At 64.2% G+C, this 24,825-nt stretch carries 21 protein-coding genes and 1 other RNA gene; 8 read left to right on the forward strand and 14 right to left on the reverse strand.

The genetic code is table 11. The features are described 5' to 3' along the window. Positions 1 to 5: 5 nt before the first annotated feature. The 5 genes from ccoS to M2396_RS19425 all read left to right on the forward strand — a co-directional run bounded on the left by ccoS (position 6) and on the right by M2396_RS19425 (position 3,883). Complete coding sequence (gene ccoS / locus M2396_RS19405; protein ID WP_150569714.1) at positions 6 to 215, forward strand: cbb3-type cytochrome oxidase assembly protein CcoS; 210 nt, start codon at positions 6 to 8, stop codon at positions 213 to 215. Then, a complete protein-coding gene (locus M2396_RS19410; protein ID WP_259077341.1) occupies positions 208 to 891 on the forward strand; it encodes a sulfite exporter TauE/SafE family protein in 684 nt (227 codons plus the stop codon). Before ccoS ends, M2396_RS19410 begins: the two co-directional genes overlap by 8 nt. 97 nt (positions 892 to 988) lie before the next feature. After that, positions 989 to 2,371 carry an oxygen-independent coproporphyrinogen III oxidase gene (hemN, locus tag M2396_RS19415; RefSeq protein WP_259077343.1) on the forward strand — a complete coding sequence of 461 codons (1,383 nt, stop codon included), beginning with the start codon at positions 989 to 991 and terminating at the stop codon, positions 2,369 to 2,371. A gap of 180 nt (positions 2,372 to 2,551) precedes the next feature. Beyond that, the gene (fnrA, locus tag M2396_RS19420) at positions 2,552 to 3,286 is read left to right on the forward strand and encodes a Crp/Fnr family transcriptional regulator FnrA (protein WP_101318051.1); all 735 of its coding nucleotides are present in this window, start codon (positions 2,552 to 2,554) and stop codon (positions 3,284 to 3,286) included. Between the two features lie 48 nt (positions 3,287 to 3,334). Continuing rightward, positions 3,335 to 3,883 carry an adenine phosphoribosyltransferase gene (locus M2396_RS19425; protein ID WP_101318049.1) on the forward strand — a complete coding sequence of 183 codons (549 nt, stop codon included), beginning with the start codon at positions 3,335 to 3,337 and terminating at the stop codon, positions 3,881 to 3,883. A gap of 67 nt (positions 3,884 to 3,950) precedes the next feature. On the opposite strand, the gene M2396_RS19430 is transcribed toward M2396_RS19425, so the two are convergent. Genes M2396_RS19430 through M2396_RS19450 form a run of 5 tightly spaced genes read right to left on the reverse strand, consistent with a single transcriptional unit; the run spans position 3,951 to position 9,279 of the window. Next, complete coding sequence (locus M2396_RS19430; protein ID WP_259077553.1) at positions 3,951 to 5,015, reverse strand: 2,3-butanediol dehydrogenase; 1,065 nt, start codon at positions 5,013 to 5,015, stop codon at positions 3,951 to 3,953. A 49-nt stretch (positions 5,016 to 5,064) separates the two neighbouring features. Further along, positions 5,065 to 6,171, reverse strand: a complete 1,107-nt coding sequence (locus M2396_RS19435) for an acetoin dehydrogenase dihydrolipoyllysine-residue acetyltransferase subunit (RefSeq protein ID WP_150569718.1) — start codon at positions 6,169 to 6,171, stop codon at positions 5,065 to 5,067. Beyond that, entirely contained in the window at positions 6,168 to 7,190 is a 1,023-nt protein-coding gene (locus tag M2396_RS19440) for an alpha-ketoacid dehydrogenase subunit beta (RefSeq protein ID WP_150569719.1), read from the reverse strand. Before M2396_RS19440 ends, M2396_RS19435 begins: the two co-directional genes overlap by 4 nt. A gap of 33 nt (positions 7,191 to 7,223) precedes the next feature. Then, complete coding sequence (locus M2396_RS19445) at positions 7,224 to 8,201, reverse strand: thiamine pyrophosphate-dependent dehydrogenase E1 component subunit alpha (protein ID WP_101318041.1); 978 nt, start codon at positions 8,199 to 8,201, stop codon at positions 7,224 to 7,226. Positions 8,202 to 8,223: 22 nt separating this feature from the next. After that, positions 8,224 to 9,279: an ATP-NAD kinase family protein gene (locus M2396_RS19450; RefSeq protein WP_150569720.1), complete on the reverse strand. Its 1,056-nt coding sequence runs from the start codon at positions 9,277 to 9,279 to the stop codon at positions 8,224 to 8,226. A 279-nt stretch (positions 9,280 to 9,558) separates the two neighbouring features. Between M2396_RS19450 and M2396_RS19455 the strand changes: the two genes are divergently transcribed. Continuing rightward, entirely contained in the window at positions 9,559 to 11,412 is a 1,854-nt protein-coding gene (locus M2396_RS19455; RefSeq protein ID WP_259077346.1) for a sigma-54-dependent Fis family transcriptional regulator, read from the forward strand. 18 nt (positions 11,413 to 11,430) lie between these two features. Here M2396_RS19455 and recR read toward each other — a convergent pair whose 3' ends face one another. From recR to dnaX, 3 genes are all read right to left on the reverse strand, one after another. Continuing rightward, the gene (gene recR / locus M2396_RS19460; protein ID WP_101318035.1) at positions 11,431 to 12,033 is read right to left on the reverse strand and encodes a recombination mediator RecR; all 603 of its coding nucleotides are present in this window, start codon (positions 12,031 to 12,033) and stop codon (positions 11,431 to 11,433) included. A gap of 220 nt (positions 12,034 to 12,253) precedes the next feature. Then, positions 12,254 to 12,580, reverse strand: a complete 327-nt coding sequence (locus tag M2396_RS19465) for a YbaB/EbfC family nucleoid-associated protein (RefSeq protein WP_101318032.1) — start codon at positions 12,578 to 12,580, stop codon at positions 12,254 to 12,256. 65 nt (positions 12,581 to 12,645) lie between these two features. Continuing rightward, on the reverse strand, positions 12,646 to 14,679 hold the full coding sequence (dnaX, locus tag M2396_RS19470) for a DNA polymerase III subunit gamma/tau (protein ID WP_259077350.1): 2,034 nt from the start codon (positions 14,677 to 14,679) through the stop codon (positions 12,646 to 12,648). Between the two features lie 128 nt (positions 14,680 to 14,807). Between dnaX and M2396_RS19475 the strand changes: the two genes are divergently transcribed. Beyond that, positions 14,808 to 15,578: an ABC transporter substrate-binding protein gene (locus M2396_RS19475; protein ID WP_259077353.1), complete on the forward strand. Its 771-nt coding sequence runs from the start codon at positions 14,808 to 14,810 to the stop codon at positions 15,576 to 15,578. Here M2396_RS19475 and M2396_RS19480 read toward each other — a convergent pair. Next, the gene (locus tag M2396_RS19480) at positions 15,567 to 16,055 is read right to left on the reverse strand and encodes a DUF2938 domain-containing protein (protein ID WP_259077356.1); all 489 of its coding nucleotides are present in this window, start codon (positions 16,053 to 16,055) and stop codon (positions 15,567 to 15,569) included. The genes M2396_RS19475 and M2396_RS19480 overlap by 12 nt on opposite strands. Before the next feature lie 83 nt (positions 16,056 to 16,138). On the opposite strand from M2396_RS19480, the gene M2396_RS19485 reads away from it, so the two are divergent. After that, positions 16,139 to 16,543: a helix-turn-helix domain-containing protein gene (locus M2396_RS19485; protein ID WP_259077359.1), complete on the forward strand. Its 405-nt coding sequence runs from the start codon at positions 16,139 to 16,141 to the stop codon at positions 16,541 to 16,543. A 79-nt stretch (positions 16,544 to 16,622) separates the two neighbouring features. On the opposite strand, the gene ffs is transcribed toward M2396_RS19485, so the two are convergent. The 5 genes from ffs to M2396_RS19510 form a co-directional block, all read right to left on the reverse strand. Then, an RNA gene (ffs, locus tag M2396_RS19490) (signal recognition particle sRNA small type) lies at positions 16,623 to 16,719 on the reverse strand. A gap of 121 nt (positions 16,720 to 16,840) precedes the next feature. Then, a complete protein-coding gene (ligA, locus tag M2396_RS19495) occupies positions 16,841 to 19,171 on the reverse strand; it encodes an NAD-dependent DNA ligase LigA (protein WP_150569728.1) in 2,331 nt (776 codons plus the stop codon). A 308-nt stretch (positions 19,172 to 19,479) separates the two neighbouring features. Further along, a complete protein-coding gene (gene zipA, locus M2396_RS19500; protein WP_103436714.1) occupies positions 19,480 to 20,367 on the reverse strand; it encodes a cell division protein ZipA in 888 nt (295 codons plus the stop codon). Between the two features lie 205 nt (positions 20,368 to 20,572). Then, positions 20,573 to 24,061: a chromosome segregation protein SMC gene (gene smc, locus M2396_RS19505; protein ID WP_259077363.1), complete on the reverse strand. Its 3,489-nt coding sequence runs from the start codon at positions 24,059 to 24,061 to the stop codon at positions 20,573 to 20,575. Positions 24,062 to 24,064: 3 nt separating this feature from the next. Further along, positions 24,065 to 24,724, reverse strand: a complete 660-nt coding sequence (locus tag M2396_RS19510; RefSeq protein ID WP_101318020.1) for a GntR family transcriptional regulator — start codon at positions 24,722 to 24,724, stop codon at positions 24,065 to 24,067. Between the last annotated feature and the right edge of the window lie 101 nt (positions 24,725 to 24,825).

The raw sequence follows: 24,825 nt of genomic DNA on the forward strand, positions 1-24,825 counted from the left end.
CCGCCATGCCTGCGCTGTACATCATGATTCCCGCAGCCCTGCTGATCGTTGGCGTGGCCATCTACATCTTCTTCTGGGCCGTCGACAGCGGCCAGTACGACGACCTCGACAGCCCGGCGCACAGCATCCTCTTCGATGACCAGGACCCAGGCCATCAAGCGGCGGTCAAGCATGAGACCAAGCCCGCGGATGAGGACACCCCGCCCCGTGGCTGAGCTGCTGCCCCTGCTGGGCTCGGCGCTGGTGCTCGGCCTGCTTGGCGGCGGCCACTGCCTGGGCATGTGCGGCGGCCTGATGGGCGCGCTGACCCTGGCCATCCCGGCAGAACAACGCGGCCGCCGGCTGCGCTTGTTGCTGGCCTACAACCTGGGCCGCGTGCTGAGCTATGCCAGCGCCGGCCTGCTGCTGGGCATGGCCGGCTGGGCCGTGGCCAGCAGCCCGGCAGCGCAGGTGTTGCGGGTAATCGCGGCGTTGCTGTTGATCGCCATGGGCCTGTACCTGGCGGGTTGGTGGAGCGGGCTGACCCGCATCGAAGCACTCGGCCGTGGCCTGTGGCGGCATATTCAACCGCTGGCAACTCGCTTGTTGCCGGTGTCGAGTTTGCCGCGGGCGCTGCTGCTCGGTGCGCTGTGGGGCTGGCTGCCGTGCGGGCTGGTCTACAGCACCCTGCTGTGGGCAGCGAGCCAGGGCAATGCCGGCTACAGCGCGGCGCTGATGCTGGCATTCGGCCTCGGCACCTGGCCGGTACTGCTCGCCACCGGGCTGGCCGCCGAGCGGGTCAATCGGCTGCTGCGCAAACGCAGTGTGCGCGTGGCCGGTGGCCTGCTGGTGATGGTGTTTGGCCTGTGGACCCTGCCCGGCCCGCACCAGCACTGGCTGATGGGCCACTGAGGGCGCCTCGCGAGGCGCGTTGATACAAATCAAAACAGATTCCTACAGACGCCCATAGACTTCGGACACTGCTGCTCCTATCCGGGGACTATTTCACATGCTCGACGAACTTCGTTGGGACGCCGACCTTATCCGTCGTTACGACCTGGCCGGCCCTCGCTACACCTCCTACCCAACCGCTCTGCAACTGCACAGCGAAGTGGGTTCGTTCGACCTGCTGCATGCCCTGCGCGAGAGCCGCCGCGCGGTACGGCCGCTGTCGCTGTATGTGCACGTGCCGTTCTGCGCCAACATCTGCTACTACTGCGCGTGCAACAAGGTCATCACCAAGGACCGCGCCCGCGCCCTGCCCTACCTGCAGCGCCTGCAACAGGAAATCCAGCTGATCGCCTGTCATCTGGAACCTAAACAACGTGTTGAACAGCTGCACTTTGGTGGCGGCACGCCGACCTTCCTCAGCCATGTCGAATTGCGTCAGCTGATGGCGAGCCTGCGCGAGCACTTCAACCTGCTCGACGACGACTCCGGCGACTACGGCATCGAGCTTGACCCGCGTGAAGCCGACTGGTCGACCATGGGCCTGCTGCGCGAACTGGGCTTCAACCGGGTCAGCCTCGGTGTGCAAGACCTCGACCCAGTGGTGCAGCGTGCGGTCAACCGCCTGCAGAGCCTGGAGCAGACCCGCGCCCTGATCGAGGCGGCGCGTACCTTGCAGTTCCGCTCGGTCAACCTGGACTTGATCTACGGCCTGCCCAAGCAGACCCCGGAGGGCTTCGCTCGCACCGTCGACGAAGTGATCCGACTGCAGCCCGACCGCCTTTCGGTGTTCAACTACGCGCACCTGCCAGAGCGCTTCATGCCCCAGCGGCGTATCGACAGCAACGACCTGCCGGCCCCGGCAGCCAAGCTGGAAATGCTCCACGCCACCATCGAGCAACTGACCGCAGCGGGTTACCGCTACATCGGCATGGACCACTTTGCCCTGCCCGACGACGAGCTGGCCATCGCCCAGGAAGAAGGCACCCTGCAGCGCAACTTCCAGGGCTACACCACCCACGGCCATTGCGACCTGATCGGCCTCGGCGTGTCGGCCATCAGCCAGATCGGCGACCTGTACTGCCAGAACAGCAGCGACCTGAACACCTACAAGGAGCTCCTCTCCAACGCACAACTGGCGACCCAACGCGGGCTGCTGTGCAACCAGGATGATCGCCTGCGCCGGGCGGTGATTCAGCAATTGATCTGCCACTTCGAGCTGGACTTCGAGCAGATCGAACGCACTTTCATGATCGATTTTCGTGGTTACTTCAATGAGCTGTGGCCGCAACTGCAGGCGATGCACCGCGACGGTCTGATCCGTCTCGACAGCAAGGGCATCAAGGTCCTGCCGGCCGGGCGCCTGTTGGTCCGCTCGGTGTGCATGGTGTTCGATGCCTACCTGGCGCAACACAATCGCCAGCGTTTCTCGCGGGTGATCTGACGCGACCAAGCAGCGCATGGACTTCCCTGTGGGGCAGGCACATCATTGGCTGAGGACGGGCTGCGCGACACCACGCTGCAGCCCCGCCAGCCTGCACAAAAAAAGTGCAGGCTGGCCCTCAAGCCATGCCGTCGGTTATCCTTACGGCTTATGTGTGATTTCCCACAAGGATCGATTGAAATGTCCGAGCCAGTAAAACTGCGCACACACAACCAGGCCCACTGCAAGGATTGCAGCCTGGCCCCGTTGTGCCTGCCATTGTCCCTTAACCTTGAGGACATGGATGCGCTGGATGAAATCGTCAAACGCGGCCGCCCGCTGAAAAAGGGGGAATTCCTGTTCCGCCAGGGCGACGATTTTGGCTCGGTCTATGCAGTTCGCTCCGGTGCCCTGAAGACCTTCAGCCTGAGCGACAGCGGCGAGGAGCAGATCACCGGCTTCCACCTGCCGAGCGAGCTGGTCGGCCTGTCGGGCATGGACACCGAGGCCTACCCGGTATCGGCCCAGGCCCAGGAAACCACTTCGGTATGCGAGATCCCCTTCGAGCGCCTCGACGAACTGTCGGTGCAACTGCCGCAACTGCGCCGCCAGCTGATGCGAGTGATGAGTCGGGAGATTCGCGACGACCAGCAAATGATGCTGCTGCTGTCGAAAAAAACCGCTGACGAGCGCATCGCCACCTTCCTGGTCAACCTGTCGGCGCGCTTCCGCGCACGCGGTTATTCGGCCAACCAGTTCCGTCTGAGCATGTCGCGCAACGAGATCGGCAACTACCTGGGCCTGGCTGTGGAAACCGTGTCGCGGGTGTTCACGCGCTTCCAGCAAAACGGCCTGATCACGGCCGAGGGCAAGGAAGTGCATATCCTCGACCCGATCCAGCTGTGCGCACTGGCCGGCGGCGCTATCGACGCCTGAGCCAGTTGACGGGGTATACTTGCGGCCAGATTTCTCAGGATACCCCTCATGTACAGCGACACTTTCGACCTCAAAGCCCTGATCCGCCCGGTAGTGGACTTCCCCAAGCCGGGTGTGATCTTCCGTGACATCACCCCGTTGTTCCAGTCGCCGCGCGGCCTGCGCTATGTGGCCGACCGGTTCATCGAGCGCTATGTCGAGGCCGAATTCAGCCATATCGGTGCCATGGATGCGCGCGGTTTTCTGATCGGGTCGATCATTGCCCACCAGTTGAACAAGCCGCTGATCCTGTTCCGCAAACAGGGCAAGCTGCCGGCGCATGTGCTGTCCGAGGGCTATCAGACCGAGTACGGCGAGGCGTTTCTTGAAGTGCACGCGGACAGCCTGTGTGAAGGCGACTCGGTGCTGATCTTCGATGACCTGATTGCCACCGGCGGCACCTTGCTGGCAGCAGCCAACCTGGTCCGGCGCACCGGCGCGCAAGTATTCGAAGCGGCGGCGATCATCGACCTGCCGGAGCTGGAAGGCTCGCAACGGCTGCAGGACGCAGGCGTGCCGACCTTCTGCCTGACCGAGTTTTCCCTGAGCGAATACTAGGGGCTGCCTGATCTGCGCTGGCCGCTGGCGGCCAGCGCATCTCCCCGTGTAGGTCAGCCTGTGTAGATCAACGCCCGCCTGGCGAGACGATGATCTTCACATTCCGCTCCTTGTTGTTGACCAACTCCTCAAAGCCCAACTCGACGATCTGCTCCAGGCCAATGCGCCCGGTCACCAGTGGCTGAATGTTCAGGCGGCCATCGTTGATGAAGGCGATCACATCGGCAAACTCGCCGTTGTAGGCCAAGGCACCCAGCACCTGTTTCTCGGTCGAGACCAGATCGAAGAAGTTGAACAGGCTGGGCTCCTCGAAAATCCCCACCAGTACGCACTTGCCGGCTTTGCGAATCGCATCGATGGCCAGCTTGGCGGTGTTCTTGTTGCCGATGCACTCGAAGCTGACATCAGCACCCAGCCCGCCGGTGAGCGCGCGGATTTCAGCCAGCGCGTCGCACTGGCTCGGGTCGAGCACGGCACTGGCGCCGACCTCAAGGGCCTTGGCCTTGCGCGCCGAGGACATCTCCAGGGCGATGACCTGAGCCGCACCTGCGGCCTTGGCGCACATGATGGTGCACAGGCCGATGGTGCCAGCCCCGACTACCACCACGTTCTGCCCAAGCAGGCTGCCGGCCTTTTTCACCGCATGCATGCCCACCGCCAGCGGCTCGATCAGCGCGCCGGCTTCGCGCGGGAAGCCTTCGGGCAGGCGGTAGAGCAGATTGGCCGGGACGTTCACTCGCTCGGCGAACGCACCGTTGTTCATCAGCCCGGTAAAGGCCAGTTTTTCACAGATGTTGTACAAGCCATGGGTGCAGTAATAGCAGGTGCCGCAGTGCTGGCAGGCATCGGCAGCAACCGGATCGCCAACGGCGTAGCCGCTGACGCCCTCGCCGAGCTTGGCGATCTCGCCGCAGAATTCGTGGCCTAGAATGCACTGGCCCTGAATACCGGTCAGCGGGTGCGGTGCTTCGACCGGGATAAATACCGGCCCGGCCACGTACTCGTGCAGGTCCGAGCCGCAGATGCCGCACCAGTCGACCTTGATCTGCACCCAGCCCGGCGGTGGGTCTGCCGGCAGCGGTACCTGTTCGACGCGAATGTCATTGCGCCCATGCCAGACGGCGGCGCGCATATGGGAGTGGCTGAGGTCGTTCATTGTTGTTTTCTCCAGGCTCGCGGGATCAGTGCTTGCGGACAAAGTCCTGCAGCAGCTGGTTGATCTGCTCGGCAGCTTCCATCTGCACCATATGGCCAACCCCTGGCAGCACCACCGCTTCGGCCTCTACGCCTTGGGCATGGCTGGCCGGGATGATCGCGTCTTCGCTGCCCCACAGCACCAGGGTCGGCTGTTGGGCGATCACGCCGCGCAGGTCATGGCGTTGCTGGTCGCCATCGGCAATCGCTGCGGCCAACAAACGCAGGGCAGCGTCGACGCCTTCGAGGCGCTTGAACTTGAGCATGTCCTCGAGCATCTGCCGGGTGACCATGCCCTGGTCGGCAAACAGTTGGCTCATGGCTGGTTTCAAGCCATTGCGATTGGCCGCTTCGACAAAACCGCGCAGGTAGTCGCCATTGATCTCCCGGCCCAGACCAGCGCTGGCGATCAAGCTCAGGCTGGCCACCCGCTGCGGCGCCAGGCGGGCCAGGTTCAAGCACACCGCGCCGCCCATGGAATGCCCGGCCAGGTGCGCGCGGGTGATATCGAGGTGGTCGAGCAAGGCCAACACGGCGCCGCTGAGCTCGTCCAGGTCACCATGCTCAAGGGTCTTTGCCGACTCGCCGTGACCGGGCAGGTCCAGCGCAATCACCCGCCGCTCGGCGGCCAGGGCCGGGTGGTTGAACAGCCAGTTGTTGAGGTCGCCGCCAAAGCCGTGCACCAATACCAGCGGTGTACCGCCCTCGCCCAGTTCGAACCAGCGCAGCAGGCGCCCGCCGACCTCGGCTTTCTGCGGTGCCGGGCCTTGCGCCTGCTCACTGGCAGCGCTGGCGACGAACTCGGCCTGGAAGCGCTCGACCACCGCGTCGATCTCGGCCTCATCGGCCTCGCCGTCGACCAGCACGGCGAGCAATGCGCCGACTGCCAGGGTTTCGTCCGGCTGGGCGACCTGGCGGCGCAACACGCCGCTGAACGGCGCCTCGACGCTGCTGCTGATCTTGTCGGTCTCGACATCCAGCACTTCGTCGCCCTTGTTGATCTGCTCGCCTTCCTGCTTGAGCCAGGCGTCGACTCGGCCCTCGGTCATCGACAGGCCCCACTTGGGCATGGTCAGGGTATGGATCTGGCTCATGCAGCACTCCTTGAGGCGTCCATGACTTTGCGCACGGCGGCTTCGATCTTCGCCGCATCGGGGATGTACAGGTCTTCGAGGGCATCGGAGAACGGCACTGGCGTGTGCGGCGCGGTAACCATCTCGATCGGCCCCTTGAGCGCGGCAAAGGCCTTTTGCGCGACCAACGCGCTGATGTCAGTGGCCAGCGAGCAACGCGGGTTGGCTTCGTCGATCACCACCAGCCGGCCGGTTTTCTCCACGCTTTCAAGGATGCTGTCCTCGTCCAGCGGGCTGGTGGTGCGCAGGTCGAGCACCTCGCAGTCGATGCCCTGGCGGGCCAGGTTGTTGGCAGCTTCCATGGCCAGATGGACCATGCGCCCGTAGGTCACCAGGGTGATGTCGTCGCCGTCGCGCAGGTAATTGGCCTCGCCGAACGGCACGGTGTAGAGCTCTTCGGGTACGTCGCCCTGCATGCTGTAGAGCAGCTTGTGCTCGCAGAAGATCACCGGGTCGTTGTCACGGATGGCCTGGATCAGCAGGCCCTTGGCGTCATACGGTGACGACGGGCAGACCACCTTCAGGCCCGGGATATGCGTCCATAGCGAGGTGAGCATCTGCGAGTGCTGGGCCGCTGCGCGCAGGCCGGCACCGACCATGGTGCGCATCACCAGCGGTGTCACAGCCTTGCCGCCGAACATGTAGCGAAACTTCGCCGCCTGGTTGAGGATCTGGTCCAGGCAGCAGCCGGCAAAGTCGACGAACATCAGTTCGCAGACTGGGCGCAGGCCTTGGGTGGCAGCACCGACGGCGGCACCGACGTAGCCGATTTCAGACAGCGGCGCATCCAGCACCCGCCCCGGAAACTGATGATAAAGGCCCTTGGTCACGCCAAGCACGCCACCCCAGGCGTCCTGCTCACCCGGCGCACCGGCGCCGCCGGCGACGTCTTCGCCAATGATGAACACAGTGCTGTCGCGGCGCATTTCCTGGGCTAGGGCCTCGTTGATGGCCTGCTGGTAACTGATCTTTCTTGCCATGGTGATTGTCCTGTCGTTGTTATTGTCGGGGGCTCACGGGTAGCTGACGTAAACGTCGCTGAGCAGATCGGCGGGCTGTGGTTTGGGGTCGGCCTTGGCGCGGCGTACGGCGTCCTCGATCAGGTCGTCGACGCGGCCATCGATGGCGTCCAGTTGCGCGGCGCTGAGCAGGCCGGCACGGGTGGTCTTGTTGCGAAACTGCAGTAGGCAGTCGCGGGTTTCGCGCAGGTTCTTGACCTCGTCGGGGGCGCGGTAGGTTTGTGCGTCGCCCTCGAAGTGGCCGTAGTAGCGGGTCAGCTTGACCTCGATCAGCGACGGCCCCTGGCCGCTGCGCGCACGCTCGACGGCGGCGCCTGCGGCTTCGTGCACGGCAAAGAAGTCGTAGCCGTCGATCGTCACCCCGGGCATGCCGAAGCCGGCGGCGCGGTCGGCAATATGGTCGCAGGCCACCGACCATTTCGACGCGGTGGCTTCGGCGTAGCCGTTGTTCTCGGCGACGAAGATGCACGCCAGGTTCATCACCGAGGCCATGTTCATGGCTTCGAACACCGCGCCTTCGTTGGAGGCGCCGTCGCCGAAGAACACCACCGAGACGTCATCGCGGCCCTTGAGCTTGGCTGCCAGCGCCGAGCCGGCCACCAGCGGCGCGCCGGCACCGACGATGCCGTTGGCGCCGAGCATGCCCTTGGACAGGTCGGCGATGTGCATGGAACCGCCCTTGCCGCCGCAGACGCCGGTCTTCTTGCCGTAGATCTCGGCCATCATCCCGTACACATCGACGCCCTTGGCGATGCAGTGGCCATGGCCGCGGTGGTTGGAAGCGATGCAATCGGAATCGCGCAGGTGCGCCATGACCCCGGCCGCCGAGGCCTCTTCGCCGGCATACAGGTGGACGAAACCGGGGATCTCGCCGGTGGCAAACTCGACATGCAGGCGCTCTTCGAAGGCGCGAATGGTGCGCATGACTTCATAGGCATGCAGCAACTGCTCGGAGCTGAGTTGGGTGGACATCTTGTTGTTCTCCAGGGTTGTCTCAACGCAGGGTTGCAGGGGTGTGCCGCTGGTCGCGGGGGACGACCAGCAGATGGTGGCGGGCGGCATGCGCCAGCACTGCCTCGACATCGACCGAAAGTGGGCCGTGCAGGTCGAGGGTGATGGTTGGGGTGTCTTGCTCGGCAAACTCGATTTCACGCTCGCCATCCAGCGCCAGGGTGCCGCTGCGCAGGCTCAGCGGATACGCCACGCCCGGCTGCAGCGGGCCACTGGCGGTCACCCCGCAGCCTTGCAACAGGCCCGGCGCGAGCGGCGCCAGCAAGACCTGTGTGGCGCTGGTATCGAGGCGCACCCAGGCGCCCTGCTCGGCCTGACGTGAAACCGGGCACCACAGCCCGCAGATGGCCGACAGGCCGATGGCGTGTGGCTCGGCAAAGCAGGCGAACACTTCTGCCAGGTCTTCGCTGCGGCTCAAGGCGCGGGCGCCGACAAAGCGTTGAGGTGAAACCGCGACCTCGACCAACGCCCATTCGCACAGCTGCTGTTGCGGCACCCGCACCAGCAGCCGCTTGTTGCGGCGCAGGCCGATGGCTGCTGGGATCTTCCCGCTGGCCAGCAGGCCACCGGCGAGGCCCGCGCTGGTCGCTTCGCGCAGTTCAGGGAAGGCGTTGTTGGTGCCGGTCGACAAGGTCAGCAACGGCGTATCGCCGGCTTCGGCGGCGACCGCCTTGTGCGTGCCGTCGCCGCCCAGCACAGCGATCATCGCCACGCCCTGCTCGACCATCTGGCGAGCCGCGAGGCGGGTGTCGGCGACGGTTTGCGTCAGAGGCAGATCGAGCATCTGCAACGCCGGCCAGCGCTGCTCACGGGCCATCGGGCCAGTGCTGGCCTTGAGCACCGCGGCGGCGATGCCGGTCATATCGGTTGGCAGCAGCACCTGGGCAATGCCGGTGGCGCCAAATGCGGCGAGCAGGCGCTGGATCGCCGAGGCTTTGTCGGTGCTGGAATACAAACCGGCATTGGCCGTCAGGCGGCGCAGGTCGCGACCGGAGGCAGGGTTGGCAATGATCCCGATGATCGGGCCGGGCTGGCGCATGGCGCACCTCGTTTTATTGTTTGAGAAGAGCCAGAGCAAGGCCGGTGCCAGCTTTTGATCTGAACGCTGCAAGCCCTGTGGCAGAGCGGTTTCAGCTATTGTCCAGCGCACGTTAGCGGCTTGCCGGCGAGACGCCGGGTGCCGCGCCAGCAGCGCCGACCGCGAGACGCTGAGACGCCGCGTCTCAGCCTCGCCGCCAATCAAGCAGCGCTTGTCGCGGCTTTCGCACGGGTGCTTAATGGCTCGATAAAGACAAGAACGAGAGACCCGGAGGCCCGAATGCTCGCCGCGAACTCCAGAGCCCATGTCGACTGCGTCAGCCGCGTGCTGAAAAACGCCGAACGCCAGCCACAGGTGCCGGTACCCGCGCTGATCCTCGATTCGTGGCGGCGCTCGATGGAGCTGCATCACCTCGACCCTGGCTCGCAGCAGGGTCCACGCATCCTTTCGCCAAACCTGCTCAACGAATGCCGCGAGCGCGCCGAGCTGTTTCTGCGCATCGCCAGCGACGCCGTGGCGCGCCTGCACGCCCAAGTGCGCGGCGCCGACTACTGCGTGCTGCTGACCGACGGCCAGGGCCGCACCATCGACTACCGGGTCGACAGCAGCATCCGCACTGACTGCCGCAAGGCCGGCCTGTATCTGGGCACCTGCTGGTCGGAAGTGGAAGAAGGCACCTGCGGCGTGGCGGCGGTGCTGACCAGCAAGGCGCCGGTGACCGTGCACAAGCGCGATCACTATCGCGCTGCATTCATCGGCCTGACCTGTACCGCAGCGCCGGTGTTCGACCCGCTGGGCGAACTGCTGGGGGTGGTCGACGTGTCCGCGCTGAAGTCGCCGGATGATCGGCGCAGCCAGCACCTGATTCGCCAGCTGGTCGAGCAGACCGCTCGCGAGATCGAAAACGCCTTCTTCATGCACAGCAGCCAGGGCCACTGGGTGATGCGCGCCCACGGCACCCCCGGTTATGTCGAAAGCCAGCCCGATTACCTGCTCGCCTGGGATGCCGAAGGCCGCCTGCAAGCGCTCAACAGCCTCGCCCGCGAGCATCTGCTGGCACGCAACGGGCGCCTGCCGCAACACATCGGCGAGCTGTTCGACCTTGAGCAACTGCGCCGCGCCAGCGAGGCCAGCGCCCAGCGCCTGCCAGGTTTTGCCTTGTATGGGCGAGTCAGCGCGCCACAGCGGCGCAGCCCGCCATCAGTGCCCACGGCGCCAGCCCAAGACGCGCGCATCAGCCAGCACCTGCGCCTGGCCACGCGGGTCAAGGACTGCAACCTGGCGGTGCTGGTGCAAGGTGAAACCGGGGTCGGCAAGGAAGTCTTCGCCCGCCAGCTGCACCAGCTCAGCCAGCGCGCAGCAGGGCCGTTTGTCACGCTCAATTGCGCGGCGATCCCGGAGTCGCTGATCGAAAGCGAGCTGTTCGGCTATGTTGCCGGAGCGTTTACCGGCGCCTCCAGCAAAGGCATGCAGGGCCTGCTCCAGCAAGCCGATGGCGGCACGCTGTTTCTCGACGAGATCGGCGACATGCCGCTAAGCCTGCAAACCCGGCTGCTGCGGGTGCTGGCCGAGGGCGAGGTGGCGCCGCTGGGTGCGGCCCGGCGCGAGCGCGTCGATATCCAGGTGATCTGCGCCACTCACCGTGACCTGGCAACGATGGTCAGCGACGGGCGCTTTCGCGAGGACCTGTACTTCCGCCTGGCCAACGCCCGCTTCGAACTGCCGCCGCTGCGCGAGCGCGACGACCGCCTGAGCCTGATCCACCGCCTGCTGGCCGAGGAGGCGCAGGCCTGCAGGGTTGAGGTGCTGCTCACCGATGCGGCGCTGGAAGCGCTGTTGAGCTACCGCTGGCCGGGCAACCTCAGGCAGCTGCGCCAGGTGCTGCGCTATGCCTGCGCGGTGTGTGATGGTGGCCAGTTGCGCCTGGATGATCTACCGCAAGAGTTGCGCGGCGCCGCTCAGGACGCGCCGGCGCTGACCAGCGTCTCCAGCCCGGCCCGGCAGATGATTCTCGATGCGCTGATTCGTCATCGCTGGAAACCGGCGGATGCAGCTCAGGCGCTGGGCATTTCCCGGGCAACCTTGTACCGGCGCGTGCACGAGCACCGGATTGAAATGCCGCGGATGAAGTAACCGGCTGGGGGCAGCCAGTTACAGCGCAATCGGTCGGCGCCCGGCAAAGGCATGGGCCAGGGTGCCGCCGTCGACCAGCTCCAGCTCGCCACCGAGCGGCACGCCGTGAGCGATGCGCGAGGCAACCAGGCCCTGCTCGTGCAGCAACTGGGCGATGTAGTGCGCGGTCGCCTCACCTTCCACGGTCGGGTTAGTGGCGAGGATCACTTCGGTGAAGCTGCCCTGCTCGGCGATGCGCGCCATCAGCTGCGGGATGCCGATAGCCTCAGGCCCGAGGCCATCGAGCGGCGACAGGTGCCCCTTGAGTACGAAGTAGCGACCGCGGAAACCAGTCTGCTCCACGGCATACACATCCATCGGCCCCTCGACCACGCACAGCTGGGTGTCGTCGCGGCGCACATCGGCGCACTGCGGGCATAGCTCCTGTTCGGTCAAGGTGCGGCACTGGCGGCAGTGGCCGACCCCTTCCATCGCCTGGGTCAGGCTCTGCGCCAGGCGCAGGCCGCCGCTGCGGTCACGCTCGAGCAACTGCAGGGCCATGCGCTGGGCGGTTTTCTGGCCGACACCGGGCAGGATGCGCAGCGAGTCGATCAGTTGGCGGATCAGTGGGCTGAAGCTCATCGGAGAGGCCTGACAATACAAATTAAGAGGCGGTTTATACCGGCCACGGCAGGCAGCGTCAAATCAGCTACAGCCGAAACCGACAAGGCCTACCTGTGTTGTGGTTGACCCTAGACCGCGCCTGCGGGTTCGGTCGGCTGCGGTTACTTGCCAGGGTTTACCCAGTGCAAAAAAAAACGCCCGATCAACGGGCGTTTTGTCCTGCAGGAAAGCCAATGCCTTAGAAAGGCATCTTGAAGCCCGGCGGCAGTTGCATGCCAGCGGTCATGCCGCCCATCTTGTCCTGGCTGTTCTGCTCGACCTTGCGCACGGCGTCGTTGACGGCGGCAGCGATCAGGTCTTCGAGGACTTCCTTGTCTTCCTGCATCAGGCTGTCGTCGAGGCTGATGCGCTTGACGTCATGACGGCCGGTCATGACCACGCTGACCAGGCCGGCGCCGGACTGACCAGTGACTTCGGCGCTGGCCAGCTCTTCCTGCATCTTGGCCATTTTTTCCTGCATTTGCTGAGCCTGCTTCATCAGGCCTGCCATGCCACCTTTCATCATGGGGGTATACCTCGATTGGTTCATATGATGCGGCCTGGCGCAGTGCCGGCCGCATGGATATCGGTTTATTGCCCCTGGCTGACCAGAGGCTCTACGGGCTCAATAGTATCCTGCCGCACGGTCGCGCCAAACTGGCGGATCATCTGCTGGATGAGCGGATCCTGCTCGATCGACACTTCGGCATCGTGCTGACGCTCGGAACGCTTGCGCGCTGCGGCCTGGGCCGGGGTTTCCTGCTCCGGGCGAATCAGCTCGATGCTCAGCTGCAGGGTGCGCCCGAGGTGCTGGTTGAGCGCGTCGTTCAAGCGCCGCTGCTGGGTCGAGTTGAACAGCGCGCCCTGCGCCGGGTCAAGGTGCAGCAGCCAGTTGTCGCCGTCGACGGCAATTAACGTACAGTTTGCGGCGATGTTGCCTGTCATCCCCGATACAGGCAACTGTGGGCATAATTCCAACCATTGCAGGGCCAGCCCAGTTGCCGGCTTGGAGGCTGGCAGCGGCTCGGGCGGCGGCGCCTGCTGGTCTTCCTGAACGTGCTCGGCGAGTTCGTCGAGGTAGCTGAAACCAACCGGGTCGGCCTCACCGGCATAATAGTCCTCGTCCAGCGGCGGCTCGTCGTCACGTTCCATACCGACGCCATCGTAGGCAGCCGGGTCGAACGGCGGCGCGTCGTCACGTGACGGCGCGTGCTGTGCTTCGGGTTGCGGCTCGGGCTTGGCTGGCGGCTCAGGCGCAGGTGGCTTCGGCGGAGCGACAGGCGCTGCCTGCTCTTCCCATGGCAGGTCGATGGCTTGCTCGGCAACTGGCGCTGGCGCAGCAGGTTCTGGTTCTGGCTCTGGTTCCGCAACAGGCTCCGCGACTACTGGTTCGGCAACCGCTGGGGCCACCGGTGCAGCCGGGGCCGGCACCTCTGCAACCGCGCTGACGGGCGCTGCCGCTGCCACCGCTGTTGCTGAATCAGCTGTGGCCTGGCTGATCCCCACTGGCTTTAGCTGCGGTCTCGGCGCGTCATCGTTGTCCGCCGGGCGGAATGCCAACATGCGCAGCAGGACCATTTCGAAACCGCCGCGCGGGTCTGGTGCCAGCGGCAAGTCGCGCCGGCCGATCAAACCCATCTGATAGTAGAACTGCACGTCCTCGGCAGGCAGCGCCGACGCCAGCGCCAGGACTCGATCACGGTCGCCCTGACCATTGTCGACCGCCTCGGGCAGTGCCTGGGCGATGGCCACGCGGTGCAGCACGTTGAGCATCTCGGCGAGCACGCCGGACCAGTCCGGGCCTTGCTCGGCCAAATCGCGCACCGCCTCCAGCAGCGCTCGCGCATCGCCTTCGAGCAAGGCCTGCAACACGCCGTACACCTGGCCGTGGTCAAGTGTGCCGAGCATCGCCCGCACATCGGCGGCCAGTACCTGGCCTTCGCCAAAGGCGATGGCCTGATCGGTCAGGCTCATGGCGTCGCGCATCGAGCCATCGGCAGCGCGCCCGAGCAGCCACAATGCGTCATTCTCGAACGGCACGTTCTCGGCAGTCAGCACGTGATTCAGGTGCTCTACCACCCGCTCCGGGCTCATGTTCTTCAACGAGAACTGCAAGCAGCGCGAGAGGATGGTGGCCGGCAGCTTTTGCGGGTCGGTGGTGGCGAGGATGAACTTGACGTAGGGCGGCGGCTCTTCCAGCGTCTTCAGCAAGGCGTTGAACGAGTGCGACGAGAGCATGTGCACTTCGTCGATCAGGTAGACCTTGAAGCGGCCACGGCTCGGTGCGTACTGCACATTGTCGAGCAGCTCGCGGGTGTCTTCGACCTTGGTTCGGCTGGCGGCGTCGATCTCGATCAGGTCGACAAAGCGCCCCTCGTCGATCTCCCGGCACACCGAGCAGGTGCCACAGGGCGTCGAGGTGATGCCGGTTTCGCAGTTCAGGCACTTGGCGATGATCCGCGCGATGGTGGTCTTGCCGACCCCGCGGGTACCGGTAAACAGGTAAGCGTGATGCAGCCGCTGGTTGTCCAGCGCATTGATCAATGCCTTGAGCACATGGGTCTGGCCGACCATTTCGCGGAACGAGCGCGGACGCCACTTACGTGCAAGAACCTGATAACTCATCAAAAACCATCGCAAACTGAACCAGCGGAAGATCGCTAATGCTAGCGGAGCGGGGCCGAAATTGCACCCGGCCAATCTCGTCTACGCTAAGCCATGCACGGTTCGACGCAGATCAAGGAGGAATACACGTGCGCCGACTACTGGCCAGCCTGCTGTTATGCGCCACGCCCAGCTGGGCCGAGCAACCGGTGCTGCGCTTCGCCATTGCCGAGAGCTGGAGCATGCCGCTGATCCGCATCGAGCAGGGTCAGCCGGTCGAAGGCATTCTTTATGACTTGATGCAGTCTGCCGCGCGCGAAGCCGGGGTGCGGCCTGAGTACCACGTGTTGGCCCGCCTGCGCATGCAGCAAGCCATGGAGGACGGCGATGTCGACGTGCGCTGCCACCTCGCAACCAACTGGTTGATCGAGCGCCCAGGCGAGTACATCTGGAGCGTGCCGCTGATGGTCCAGCGCGATCTGCTGGTGAGCCGCGCCGGCCTGCTCGACCCCGTGGATGCCTCGCGCCTGCCGGCTCAAGCCATTGGTACGGTCCTCGGCTATAGCTACCCAACCCTGCAACCCCTGTTCAGCCGAGGACAATTGCACCGCGAAGACAGCCGTAGCCAACAACTGGCCCTGCAGAAACTACAGGCCGGGCGCTACCAGTACGCAGTGAGCAATGAGTTATCGCTGCAGTGGTTCAACCGCCAACTGCCAGCCGAAGCGCAATTGCAGAGCCGCGCGCTGCTGGAAGAGCAAAACCTCGGTTGCGTGGTCCGCAGCGACCCGTCGCGCCCGACCCAGGCGCTGCTCAGGGCGCTGGTGCGGATCAAGCAGTCCGGCGAGATGGAACGCATTGTTCAGCACTACGCCGCGCCCACTTCGCCAGCGCCGATGGTGATCGGCTCACACCAGTGAAAGCAGCAACGCCGTGGCATACAAGCCGCTGCCGAACACCAGGTGCGTGGCCACACTGCGCAGGCTGTTGCGCAGCGGCGCTGGCGTCTTGCTGGCAAACCAGCCCGCCCCCATCGCCGGCTGTAGAATGCACAGCGGCGCCACAACGGTACACAGCCCAAAGGTCAGCGCTGGCAGCAGCGTCGGCGCGTGCAGCCAGTCGGCCCCTTGCAGTGCCAGCAACGCGGCGGCGAAGAACAGGCCAATCGCGTAATGCAGCGCCCAGCCCAACACCCGCTCGTGCCTGATCGGCTCCGCCTTGGCGATAGCTGCATGGTGCACCCTGCCCCGCAGCAGGTGCCCCGCCCAGCGCCCGAGCATGGCGTAGTTCAGCGTTGTCACCCCCAGGCGGCGCAGCACCATCGCCCACACATCCATCACCAACGTGGCGCCGATGCCGAGCACCAGCGTGGAAATCAATAAAACCGTAATGCCCATGAATACACCCTCGCAGATTGACGAAAAACCCCAATGCCGCGCAGCATAGAAGTTGAAGTAAACTTCAAGTCAAGGGAGCAATCATGGACATCGCCGATGTCGCCAAGCGCACCGGAGTACCCGCCTCGACCCTGCGCTATTACGCCAAGACTGGCTTGCTCGAGTCACTTAGCAGCCCCGGCCAACGTCGCCAGTTTTCCGCAGACGTAGCCGATCGCCTGGCCCTGATCGTGCTTGGGCAGGCAGCAGGGTTTTCATTGAGTGAAGTGCGGGCGATGCTGGTAGACCTGCAGGTCGATCGCGACATGCTCAGGGCCAAGGCGGACGAAATCGATGAACAGGTCAAACGCTTGCAGGCCATGAGCAAAGGGCTGCGGCATGCGGCGGCGTGCCCTGAGGACGATCATCTGGCGTGTCCGACGTTTCAGCGGTTGATGAAGGTTGCGGCTGCAGGGGTACGTGTACGCGAGCGGCGCTCGAATAACTGAGGGGAGTTGGGTTGGACAGCGAAGGGAGATGCTGAAGCAGGCGCGTCGAAAGATTTTCCGACCCCTGAAATGGAGGCAGCCCCACCAGCCACACCCCGGCACTCAATGTCCCCGCCTTGGCTGCTTCCTTCCGGATCTGACCAGGTCAACGGGTAATCAATGCGGAGGGACCGATAGGGCCACCATAACGCGACTTGCCATGTGACAAGCCGCGCCATTGTACCGCTCTGGGACGAAGTTACAACCTCTGCATCAAGAAAAAATCATCATTTCTCAATGACTTGTCCCGCGAGGCAGTCAGATGTCGATGCCGTGGCCGGCCAAAAAGCCGACAAAGGCGTCTTCATCGAGCACCTTGACCCCGAGTTCGCTGGCTTTGGCCAGCTTCGAGCCGGCGCCGGGGCCGGCGACGACGCAGTGGGTCTTGCCAGAGACCGAACCGGCGACCTTGGCGCCGAGCTGTTCGAGCTTGTCCTTGGCGATGTCGCGGCTCATGCGCTCGAGGCTGCCGGTAAGCACCCAGGTCTGCCCGGCCAGGGGCAGGCCTTCGACCACGCGCTTCTCGCTGGCCCAGTGCATGCCGAACTTCAGCAGTTGCGCTTCGATAGCGCGTGCCAGCTGTTGGTTGGCCTCGACCTTGAAGAACTCGCGCACGGCTTCGGCTTGCTTGGCCGCCAGGGCCTGACGCAGGTCGATGCCGTCGGCCTGGATGATCTGCTCGAGGCTGCCGAGCTTGGCCACCAGCTTCTCGGCGCCAGTCGGGCCGACCGAAGCGATGTCGAGCTTGGCGATCAGCCCGGCGAGGGTAGTGCTGGCGGCGAACTCGGGGGCCAGCTCACCCTCCTCCTGCAACTGCATGCCGCTGTCGAGCAACTGCTGGATGACGTCGCGGTTGTGCTGGTCTTCAAAGAAGTTGTGGATCTCGTGGGCGACTTCCAGGCCGATATCGGGCAGGTAGGTGAGCACCTGCGGCAGCGCCTCCTGCACCCGCGCCAGGCTGCCCAGCGAGCGCGCGAGGACCTTGGCGGTCTCTTCGCCGACATCGGGGATGCCGAGGGCGTAGATGAAGCGCGCCAGGTTTGGTCGCTTGCTGTTGTTGATGGCCTCGAGCAGTTTGTTGCTGGAAACCTCGGCAAAGCCTTCGAGGTCGACGATCTGCTCGAAAGTCAGCTTGTACAGGTCAGCCGGCGAGCGGATCAGCCCCTCATCGACCAACTGCTCGACGCTTTTCTCGCCTAGACCATCGATGTCCATGGCGCGGCGCGAGACGTAGTGGATGATCGCCTGCTTCAGCTGCGCGGCGCAGGCCAGGCGGCCAACGCAGCGGTAGACCGCACCTTCGCTGGTGGTCTCTTTGCCTTTGCTGCGCTTGATCAACTGGGTACGCTCGACCTGCGAGCCGCACACCGGGCATTCGCTCGGAACCGGCACCGGACGGGCGTCAGCTGGGCGGCGCTCGAGCACCACCTGCATGACTTGCGGGATGACGTCGCCAGCGCGACGGATGATCACCGTGTCGCCGATATGCACGCCGAGCCGGGCGACTTCGTCCATGTTGTGCAGGGTGGCATTGGATACGGTGACGCCGGCGACCTTGACCGGCTTGAGGCGCGCGACAGGCGTGACTGCGCCGGTACGACCGACCTGAAACTCGACGTCGAGCACTTCGGTCAGCTCTTCCATGGCCGGGAATTTATGGGCGATCGCCCAGCGCGGCTCGCGTGCACGGAAGCCCAGCTCGCGCTGTGCGGCCAGGCTGTTGACCTTGAACACCACGCCATCGATCTCGTAGGCCAGCTCGTTGCGGCGAGCGCCGATGTCCTGGTAGTAGGCCAGGCATTCTTCAATACCAGCGGCGTGCTTGAGCTCGCGACTGATCGGCATGCCCCAGGTCTTGAGCTTCTCGAGGGTGTCGATGTGGCTGTCGGCGATGCTTTCGGAGGTTTGCCCAACGCCATAGCAGCAGAATTCCAGCGGGCGGCTGGCGGTGATCTTCGAGTCCAGCTGGCGCAGACTGCCGGCGGCGGCGTTGCGCGGGTTGGCGAAGGTCTTGCCGCCAATGGCAGCCTGGCTGGCGTTGAGACGGTCGAAGCCGGCCTTGCTCATGAACACTTCACCGCGCACTTCGAGCACGGCTGGCCAGCCGCTGCCCTGCAGCTTGAGCGGGATGTTGCGTACGGTGCGCACGTTGCTGCTGATATCTTCGCCGGTGGTGCCGTCGCCACGGGTGGCACCTTGCACCAACTGGCCATCGCGGTACAGCAGGCTAACCGCAAGGCCGTCGAGCTTGGGCTCGCAGCTGTAGTCGACGGCGCCGGGCTGATCGAGGCCGTCGACTACGCGGCGATCAAATTCGCGCAGGTCAGCTTCTTCGAAGGCGTTACCCAGGCTGAGCATGGGCACTTCGTGGCGGATCTGGCTGAAAGCCGCCAGGGCACTGCCGCCGACGCGCTGGGTTGGCGAGTCAGGGGTGACCAGGTGCGGGTGTTCGGCTTCGAGGGCTTTGAGTTCGTTGAACAGGCGGTCGTATTCGGCGTCGGGGATGCTTGGCTCGTCGAGGACGTAGTAGCGGTAGTTGTGCTGGTCGAGTTCGGCGCGCAGCTGATGGATGCGGGTTTCGGCGGTCATGGGGGGGTCTCTTGCTGGGCACAAGAGCGGCTTTGGGTGGGTTTGGCGGATGGGGGGCCGCTATGCGGCCCTTTCGCGACACAAGGCCGCTCCTACAGGGGACCGCGCATGCCTAAAGAGCGGCGGGGAGCGCACTGACCTCAAGGGCAACGGGATCCATGTAGGAGCGGCCTTGTGTCGCGAAAGGGCTGCGCCGCAGCCCCAATCCAGGCACCGCCGCACTCGCCTGCCCCACTCAACCCCAAAGCTGCTCTAGCGCAAAAATCACTGCGGGCAGGATCACTATCGACCCTGCCCGCACAGTTAAATCAACGTTTCTGAGTCAGCGCGCGACGCTCGAACTCAACGATGCGCTGGCGATAATGCTCGATGGTCTGCGCCGTCAACACGCTACGCTGGTCATCCTTGAGTTCGCCATCGAGCTCATGGGCCAGCTTGCGCGCAGCAGCGACCATTACGTCGAACGCCTGCTTGGGGTGGCGCGGGCCTGGCAAGCCGAGGAAGAAGCTCACCGCACGGGTGCTGAAATGGTCGATGTCATCCAGGTCAAACACCCCTGGCTTGACCGCGTTGGCCATCGAGAACAGCACTTCGCCGTGGCCGGCCATGCTCTCGTGACGGTGGAAGATGTCCATTTCGCCAAAGCGCAGACCGCTCTCGAGAATGTTCTGCAAAAGGGCCGGGCCGCGGAAGCCGGTTTCGTCACGGGAGATCACGCTGATCACCAGCACTTCTTCAGCCGGTGGCAGCTCCTTGACGCTGCTGCTGGACGAGCTCGAGGAGAAACCGCTAGTGCGGTTGTTGTCAGTCTCGTAGGCGTTGTCAGGCTCGGCGAACAGGTCGGGCTCACGCGGCTCGGCCGCCAGGCTCAGATCGCCCTGCTGCGGCTCGCTGTTGCGCTTGCCGCGCTTGGCGGCCTTGACGGGTTTGGCTTCGCGCTCGCGCTCACGCCCTGCGCTCATCGACGGCAGGTCGGTTTCATCCAGCTCGGGCTCTTTGTGCTGGCCTTCCAGCACGCGTGCCGGGCCGAGCACTTCCGCGCCGCCTTCTTCGTCCGCAACATTGGAGTAGCTGCGATCGAGACGGAATTTCAACTTGCCTTTGCCACCACGCATGCGACGCCAGCCGTCGAAAAGAATACCGGCGATGACAATGATGCCGATGACGATCAGCCACTCGCGCAGACCGATTTCCATTTAATCCCGTGCCTCTATAAAAAATATGCTTGAAAACAAAGGGTTCAAAGCCCTTTAACACGTGGCGCCAACTCTATGTTCTGACAGGCGTTTTACCCACGCAGAATACACGTGACGGTAAAGCTAGCACGACCAAAGGCAACTTTACACCGTCTGTCACACATGACAGGCGTTTTAGCTGCTGAAAACGCCTCAGCGTCGCTTATCAGGCGTCTACCATGGCCATTGCCGCCTCTACATCAACTGCAACAAGACGTGAACAGCCTGGCTCGTGCATCGTCACCCCCATCAGTTGATCGGCCATCTCCATGGCGATCTTGTTGTGGGTGATGTAGATGAACTGCACGGTCTCGCTCATTTCCTTGACCAACCGGGCGTACCGCCCGACGTTGGCATCGTCCAGCGGCGCATCGACTTCGTCGAGCATGCAGAACGGTGCCGGGTTGAGTTTGAAGATAGCGAACACCAGCGCCAGCGCAGTCAGGGCTTTTTCGCCACCCGACAACAAATGGATGGTGCTGTTTTTCTTGCCCGGCGGGCGCGCCATGATTGTCACCCCAGTATCGAGTAAATCTTCGCCCGTCAGTTCCAAGTAAGCGCTGCCACCGCCGAAAACTTTTGGAAAAAGTGCCTGCAAACCGGCATTTATCTGATCAAAGGTATCCTTGAAGCGGGTGCGGGTTTCCTTGTCGATCTTGCGGATGACATTTTCCAGGGTCTCGAGCGCTTCGACCAGGTCGGCGTCCTGCGCATCCAGATAGCGTTTGCGCTCGGACTGCTGCTCGTACTCTTCGATGGCTGCCAGGTTGATCGCACCTAGGCGCTGAATACGCCCTTCGATTTGTTCGAGCTGCTGTTCGGTCGTCGCTTCGCTGGCCTCGGGATCGAGCGTGGCAAGCACGCCTTGCAGGTCAAAACCGTCGGCCAGCAGTTGTTCCTGCAAGGTGCTGCGGCGCAGGTTCAGGCCTTGCGATTCAAGCCGTGACTGTTCCAGCTGACCGCGCAGCAAAAGCGACTGCTGCTCGGCCTGGGTGCGGCGTTTTTCGGCGTCGCGCAGTTCGCGGTCGGCGTCGTCCATATGCAGCCGGGCCAGGCGCATTTCTTCATCGACGCTCATGCGCCGTTCGAGCAGCTCTTCAAGTTTCAGGCGCAGCTCTTCCTGCGGCGCTTCGCCCTCTTCCAGATTCAGGCTCAACTGCTCCTGGCGCTCGCTCAGGCGCTCGGCTTGCTGCTCCAGCCGCTCCAGCGCCTGCCGGGTGGAATCATGCTGGGCGCGCAGCGAGCCCAGGCGCACGGCCAACTGGTGGGCGTGGTCCTTGTGCTGGCGGGCTTCCTGGCGGATGCGGTCGAGGCTTTCGCGCAGGGTGTCGCGGCGGGCCAGCAATTGTTCGCGCTGCTCGGTGTCCTCGGCCATCAGGTCAAGGGCCTCTTGCAGGATCAGCCGCGCCTCGCCGAGCTGTTCGTGCTCGATGGCGCGCTGCTCACCGAGCTCGCTTAATTCTTCTTCAAGGCGGCGGCGACGCAGCTCAAGCTGCTCGGCGCGGGCGCGACCGGCAGACAAACGCGCCTTGAGCTCACCGTGCTGACGGTTTTCGTCCTGGCTACGGCGGCGCAGTTGTTCACGCTGCTCTTCAAGGTCACGCTGTTGCTCGCGCTGGCTGTGCAGGCGCTGCTCGAACTGGTCCAACTGCTCCTGTTGCTGCAGTTGCTGCTCGGCCAGCTGTTCGATCTCCTGCGCGCGGGCGAGCACGCCGCCTTGCGCTTCGCTGCCGCGGCTGACGCGCAGGAAATGCCGGCCCACCCAGTAGCCATCGCGGCTGACCAGGCTTTCGCCAGCCAGCAGACTTGCGCGCTGGCTCAGCGCCTGCTCAAGGGTCTCGACCGGACGCACCTGGCCCAGCCAAGGGCTGAGGTCGGTGCGCCCTTCGACCTTGTCGAGCAAGCTGCCGGGCACCCGAGCGCCCTCGCCGGCCGTCAGCAACAGGCGCAAATCACCTTGTTCCAGCGTGGCAAAGTCCAGCTGGCTGAAGTCGTCGACTAGCACTGCCTGCAAGTCAGCACCCAGCACCGTCTCGACGGCCAGCTCCCAACCTGCCTCGACGCGCAAACCCTCGGCCAGGCGCGGACGCTGTTGCAAACCTTGCTCGCGCAGCCACTCGCCAGCACCGGCAGACGGCTCCAGGGCGGCTTGCTGCAACGCCTCCAGCGACGCCAGCCGGCCGCCCAGACGCTGTTGCTCGCCCTGCAACTGCTGATGGCTCTGGTTGAGCTGCTGCAGTTGCTCACGCACAGCTTCGAGGCGTTCGAGCACGTCCTGCTCGCTGAGCTGCAGTTCTTCCAGCAGCAGCTCACTGCTGGCGACCTGCTCGGTCAACTCGAGCATGGCTGCGTCCTGCGGGTCGGCGCTGAGCTGATCACGCTCGTCAGCCAGCTTGCGCTGGCGTTCAGCCAAGCGCTCGAGGCTGGTTTCCAGCTGCTGCAAGCGCGACTGCTGGACTTCGGCCTGGCGCCGCGGCTCCGCTGAGCGGGTATTGAAACTGTCCCACTGCTCCTGCCAGCCGTGCATGCCCAACTCGGCTTCTTCGAGCACGGCAGCCGCTTCTTCGGCTGCCGCGAGGGTCATCTCCTGCTCAGGCTCAAGCTGCTCCAGCTCTTCGCCGAGGGTCGCCAGCAGGGTGCGGTCATGGCCCAGGTGCGACTCGGTTTCCAGCCGTGTGCGCTCGGCTTCCTTGAGATCATCCTGCAACTGGCGCAGGCGCTGCTGGCCGTGCTGAATGCTCTGCTCGACCCGGGCAATGTCACCGGCCACCGAATAGAAGCGGCCCTGGACCTGATTGAAGCGTTCGGACAATTCATGGTGGCCGTCGCGCAGGCGCTCGATGCTGGCATCGGCATTGCGCTGCTCGGCCACCAGCGCCTCGAAGGCTACTTCCTGATCGCCGATGACGGCGCCGCGCTGCTGCACCTTCTGGTCCAGCTCACGCCAGCGCAGGGCCGACAAGCGCGCCTTGAGCAGACGCTCTTCAGCTTTGTACTCGCGATACTTTTCTGCGGCCTGGGCCTGGCGGTGCAAACGCTCGAGCTGGCGCCCGAGCTCATCGCGCAGGTCGGTCAGGCGGGCGAGGTTTTCCTGGGTGCGGCGAATTCGGGTTTCGGTCTCGCGGCGGCGCTCCTTGTACTTGGAGATGCCGGCGGCTTCTTCGATGAAGTTACGTAGCTCTTCTGGCTTGGCCTCGATCAACTTGGAGATCATGCCCTGCTCGATGATCGAGTAGCTGCGCGGGCCCAGCCCGGTTCCGAGGAAGATATCGGTAATGTCGCGGCGACGGCATTTGGTGCCGTTGAGGTAGTAGGTATTCTGCGCGTCGCGGGTTACTTTGCGCCGGATCGAGATCTCGGCGTAGGCGGCGTACTCGCCGACCAGGGTGTTGTCGCTGTTGTCGAACACCAGTTCGATACTGGCCTGGCTGACCGGCTTGCGGCTGGTCGAGCCATTGAAGATGACGTCGGTCATCGACTCGCCGCGCAGGTTTTTAGCCGAGCTTTCGCCCATCACCCAGCGCACCGCGTCGATGATGTTGGACTTGCCACAGCCATTGGGCCCGACCACGGCGGCCATGTTGCTGGGGAAGTTGACCGTGGTCGGGTCGACGAACGACTTGAACCCGGCCAGGCGAATGCACTTCAAGCGCATCGATCAGACCCGTGCCAACGCAGCCAGCACCAGCTCGCAGCTGCGCTGGCAGTAGGCAACCAGCACTTCGCGAATACGTGCAATGTCGCGCGCAACCACGGCTTGGAGCAGGCGATCGAACAGGTCGAGGTAGTCGAGCATATTCGCCTGGCGCTGATCCAGCGCGAGGTAATAGGCGCGGCTCATGGCGGGCTGCAGGTTCTCGACGGTTTCCTGCAGGTACGGGTTGTCGGCGAACGGATACGCAGCGCGCATCACTGCAAAACTCTCGGCGACAAAGGTCTTGATGTCGGTGGCGGCGTAGGCCTGTTGCAAGCGCTGCTGAATGCCCAGAAACGGCATCAGGTCGGCATCGGTGCGCCATTTCTGGGCAACGGCGTTGCCGAGCAGAATGTAGAACTCGCCCATCAGCGCACACAGGCTACGCACACTGCGCTCGTCAAGACGGGTCACGTGGGCGCCCCGCCGCGGCAGGATCGCCACCAGATGGCGACGCTCAAGGATCAACAGCGCCTCGCGTACCGAGCCGCGGCTAACGTTCAGGGCCTGAGTGACCTTTTGCTCCTGGATCCGCTCACCCGGGGCAAGCTCGCCGCGGATGATCCGCTCGGCCAGATGGTGGGCAATCTGCTCGGAGAGACTGTCCGGCGCCTTGAACGTCATGGTTTTCCTTCAAAATCATTGAACTGGGCACAAGCGGCGGATTGTAGCGCACTTGCCAGGCAGTCGCGCAGAGGTGCGCTGCGCTTTATTCGTTGCAGGCG

Origin of the sequence: Pseudomonas sp. BIGb0278 (genome assembly GCF_024809895.1) — a bacterium.
In the GTDB taxonomy this organism is placed as follows: domain Bacteria; phylum Pseudomonadota; class Gammaproteobacteria; order Pseudomonadales; family Pseudomonadaceae; genus Aquipseudomonas; species Aquipseudomonas shirazensis.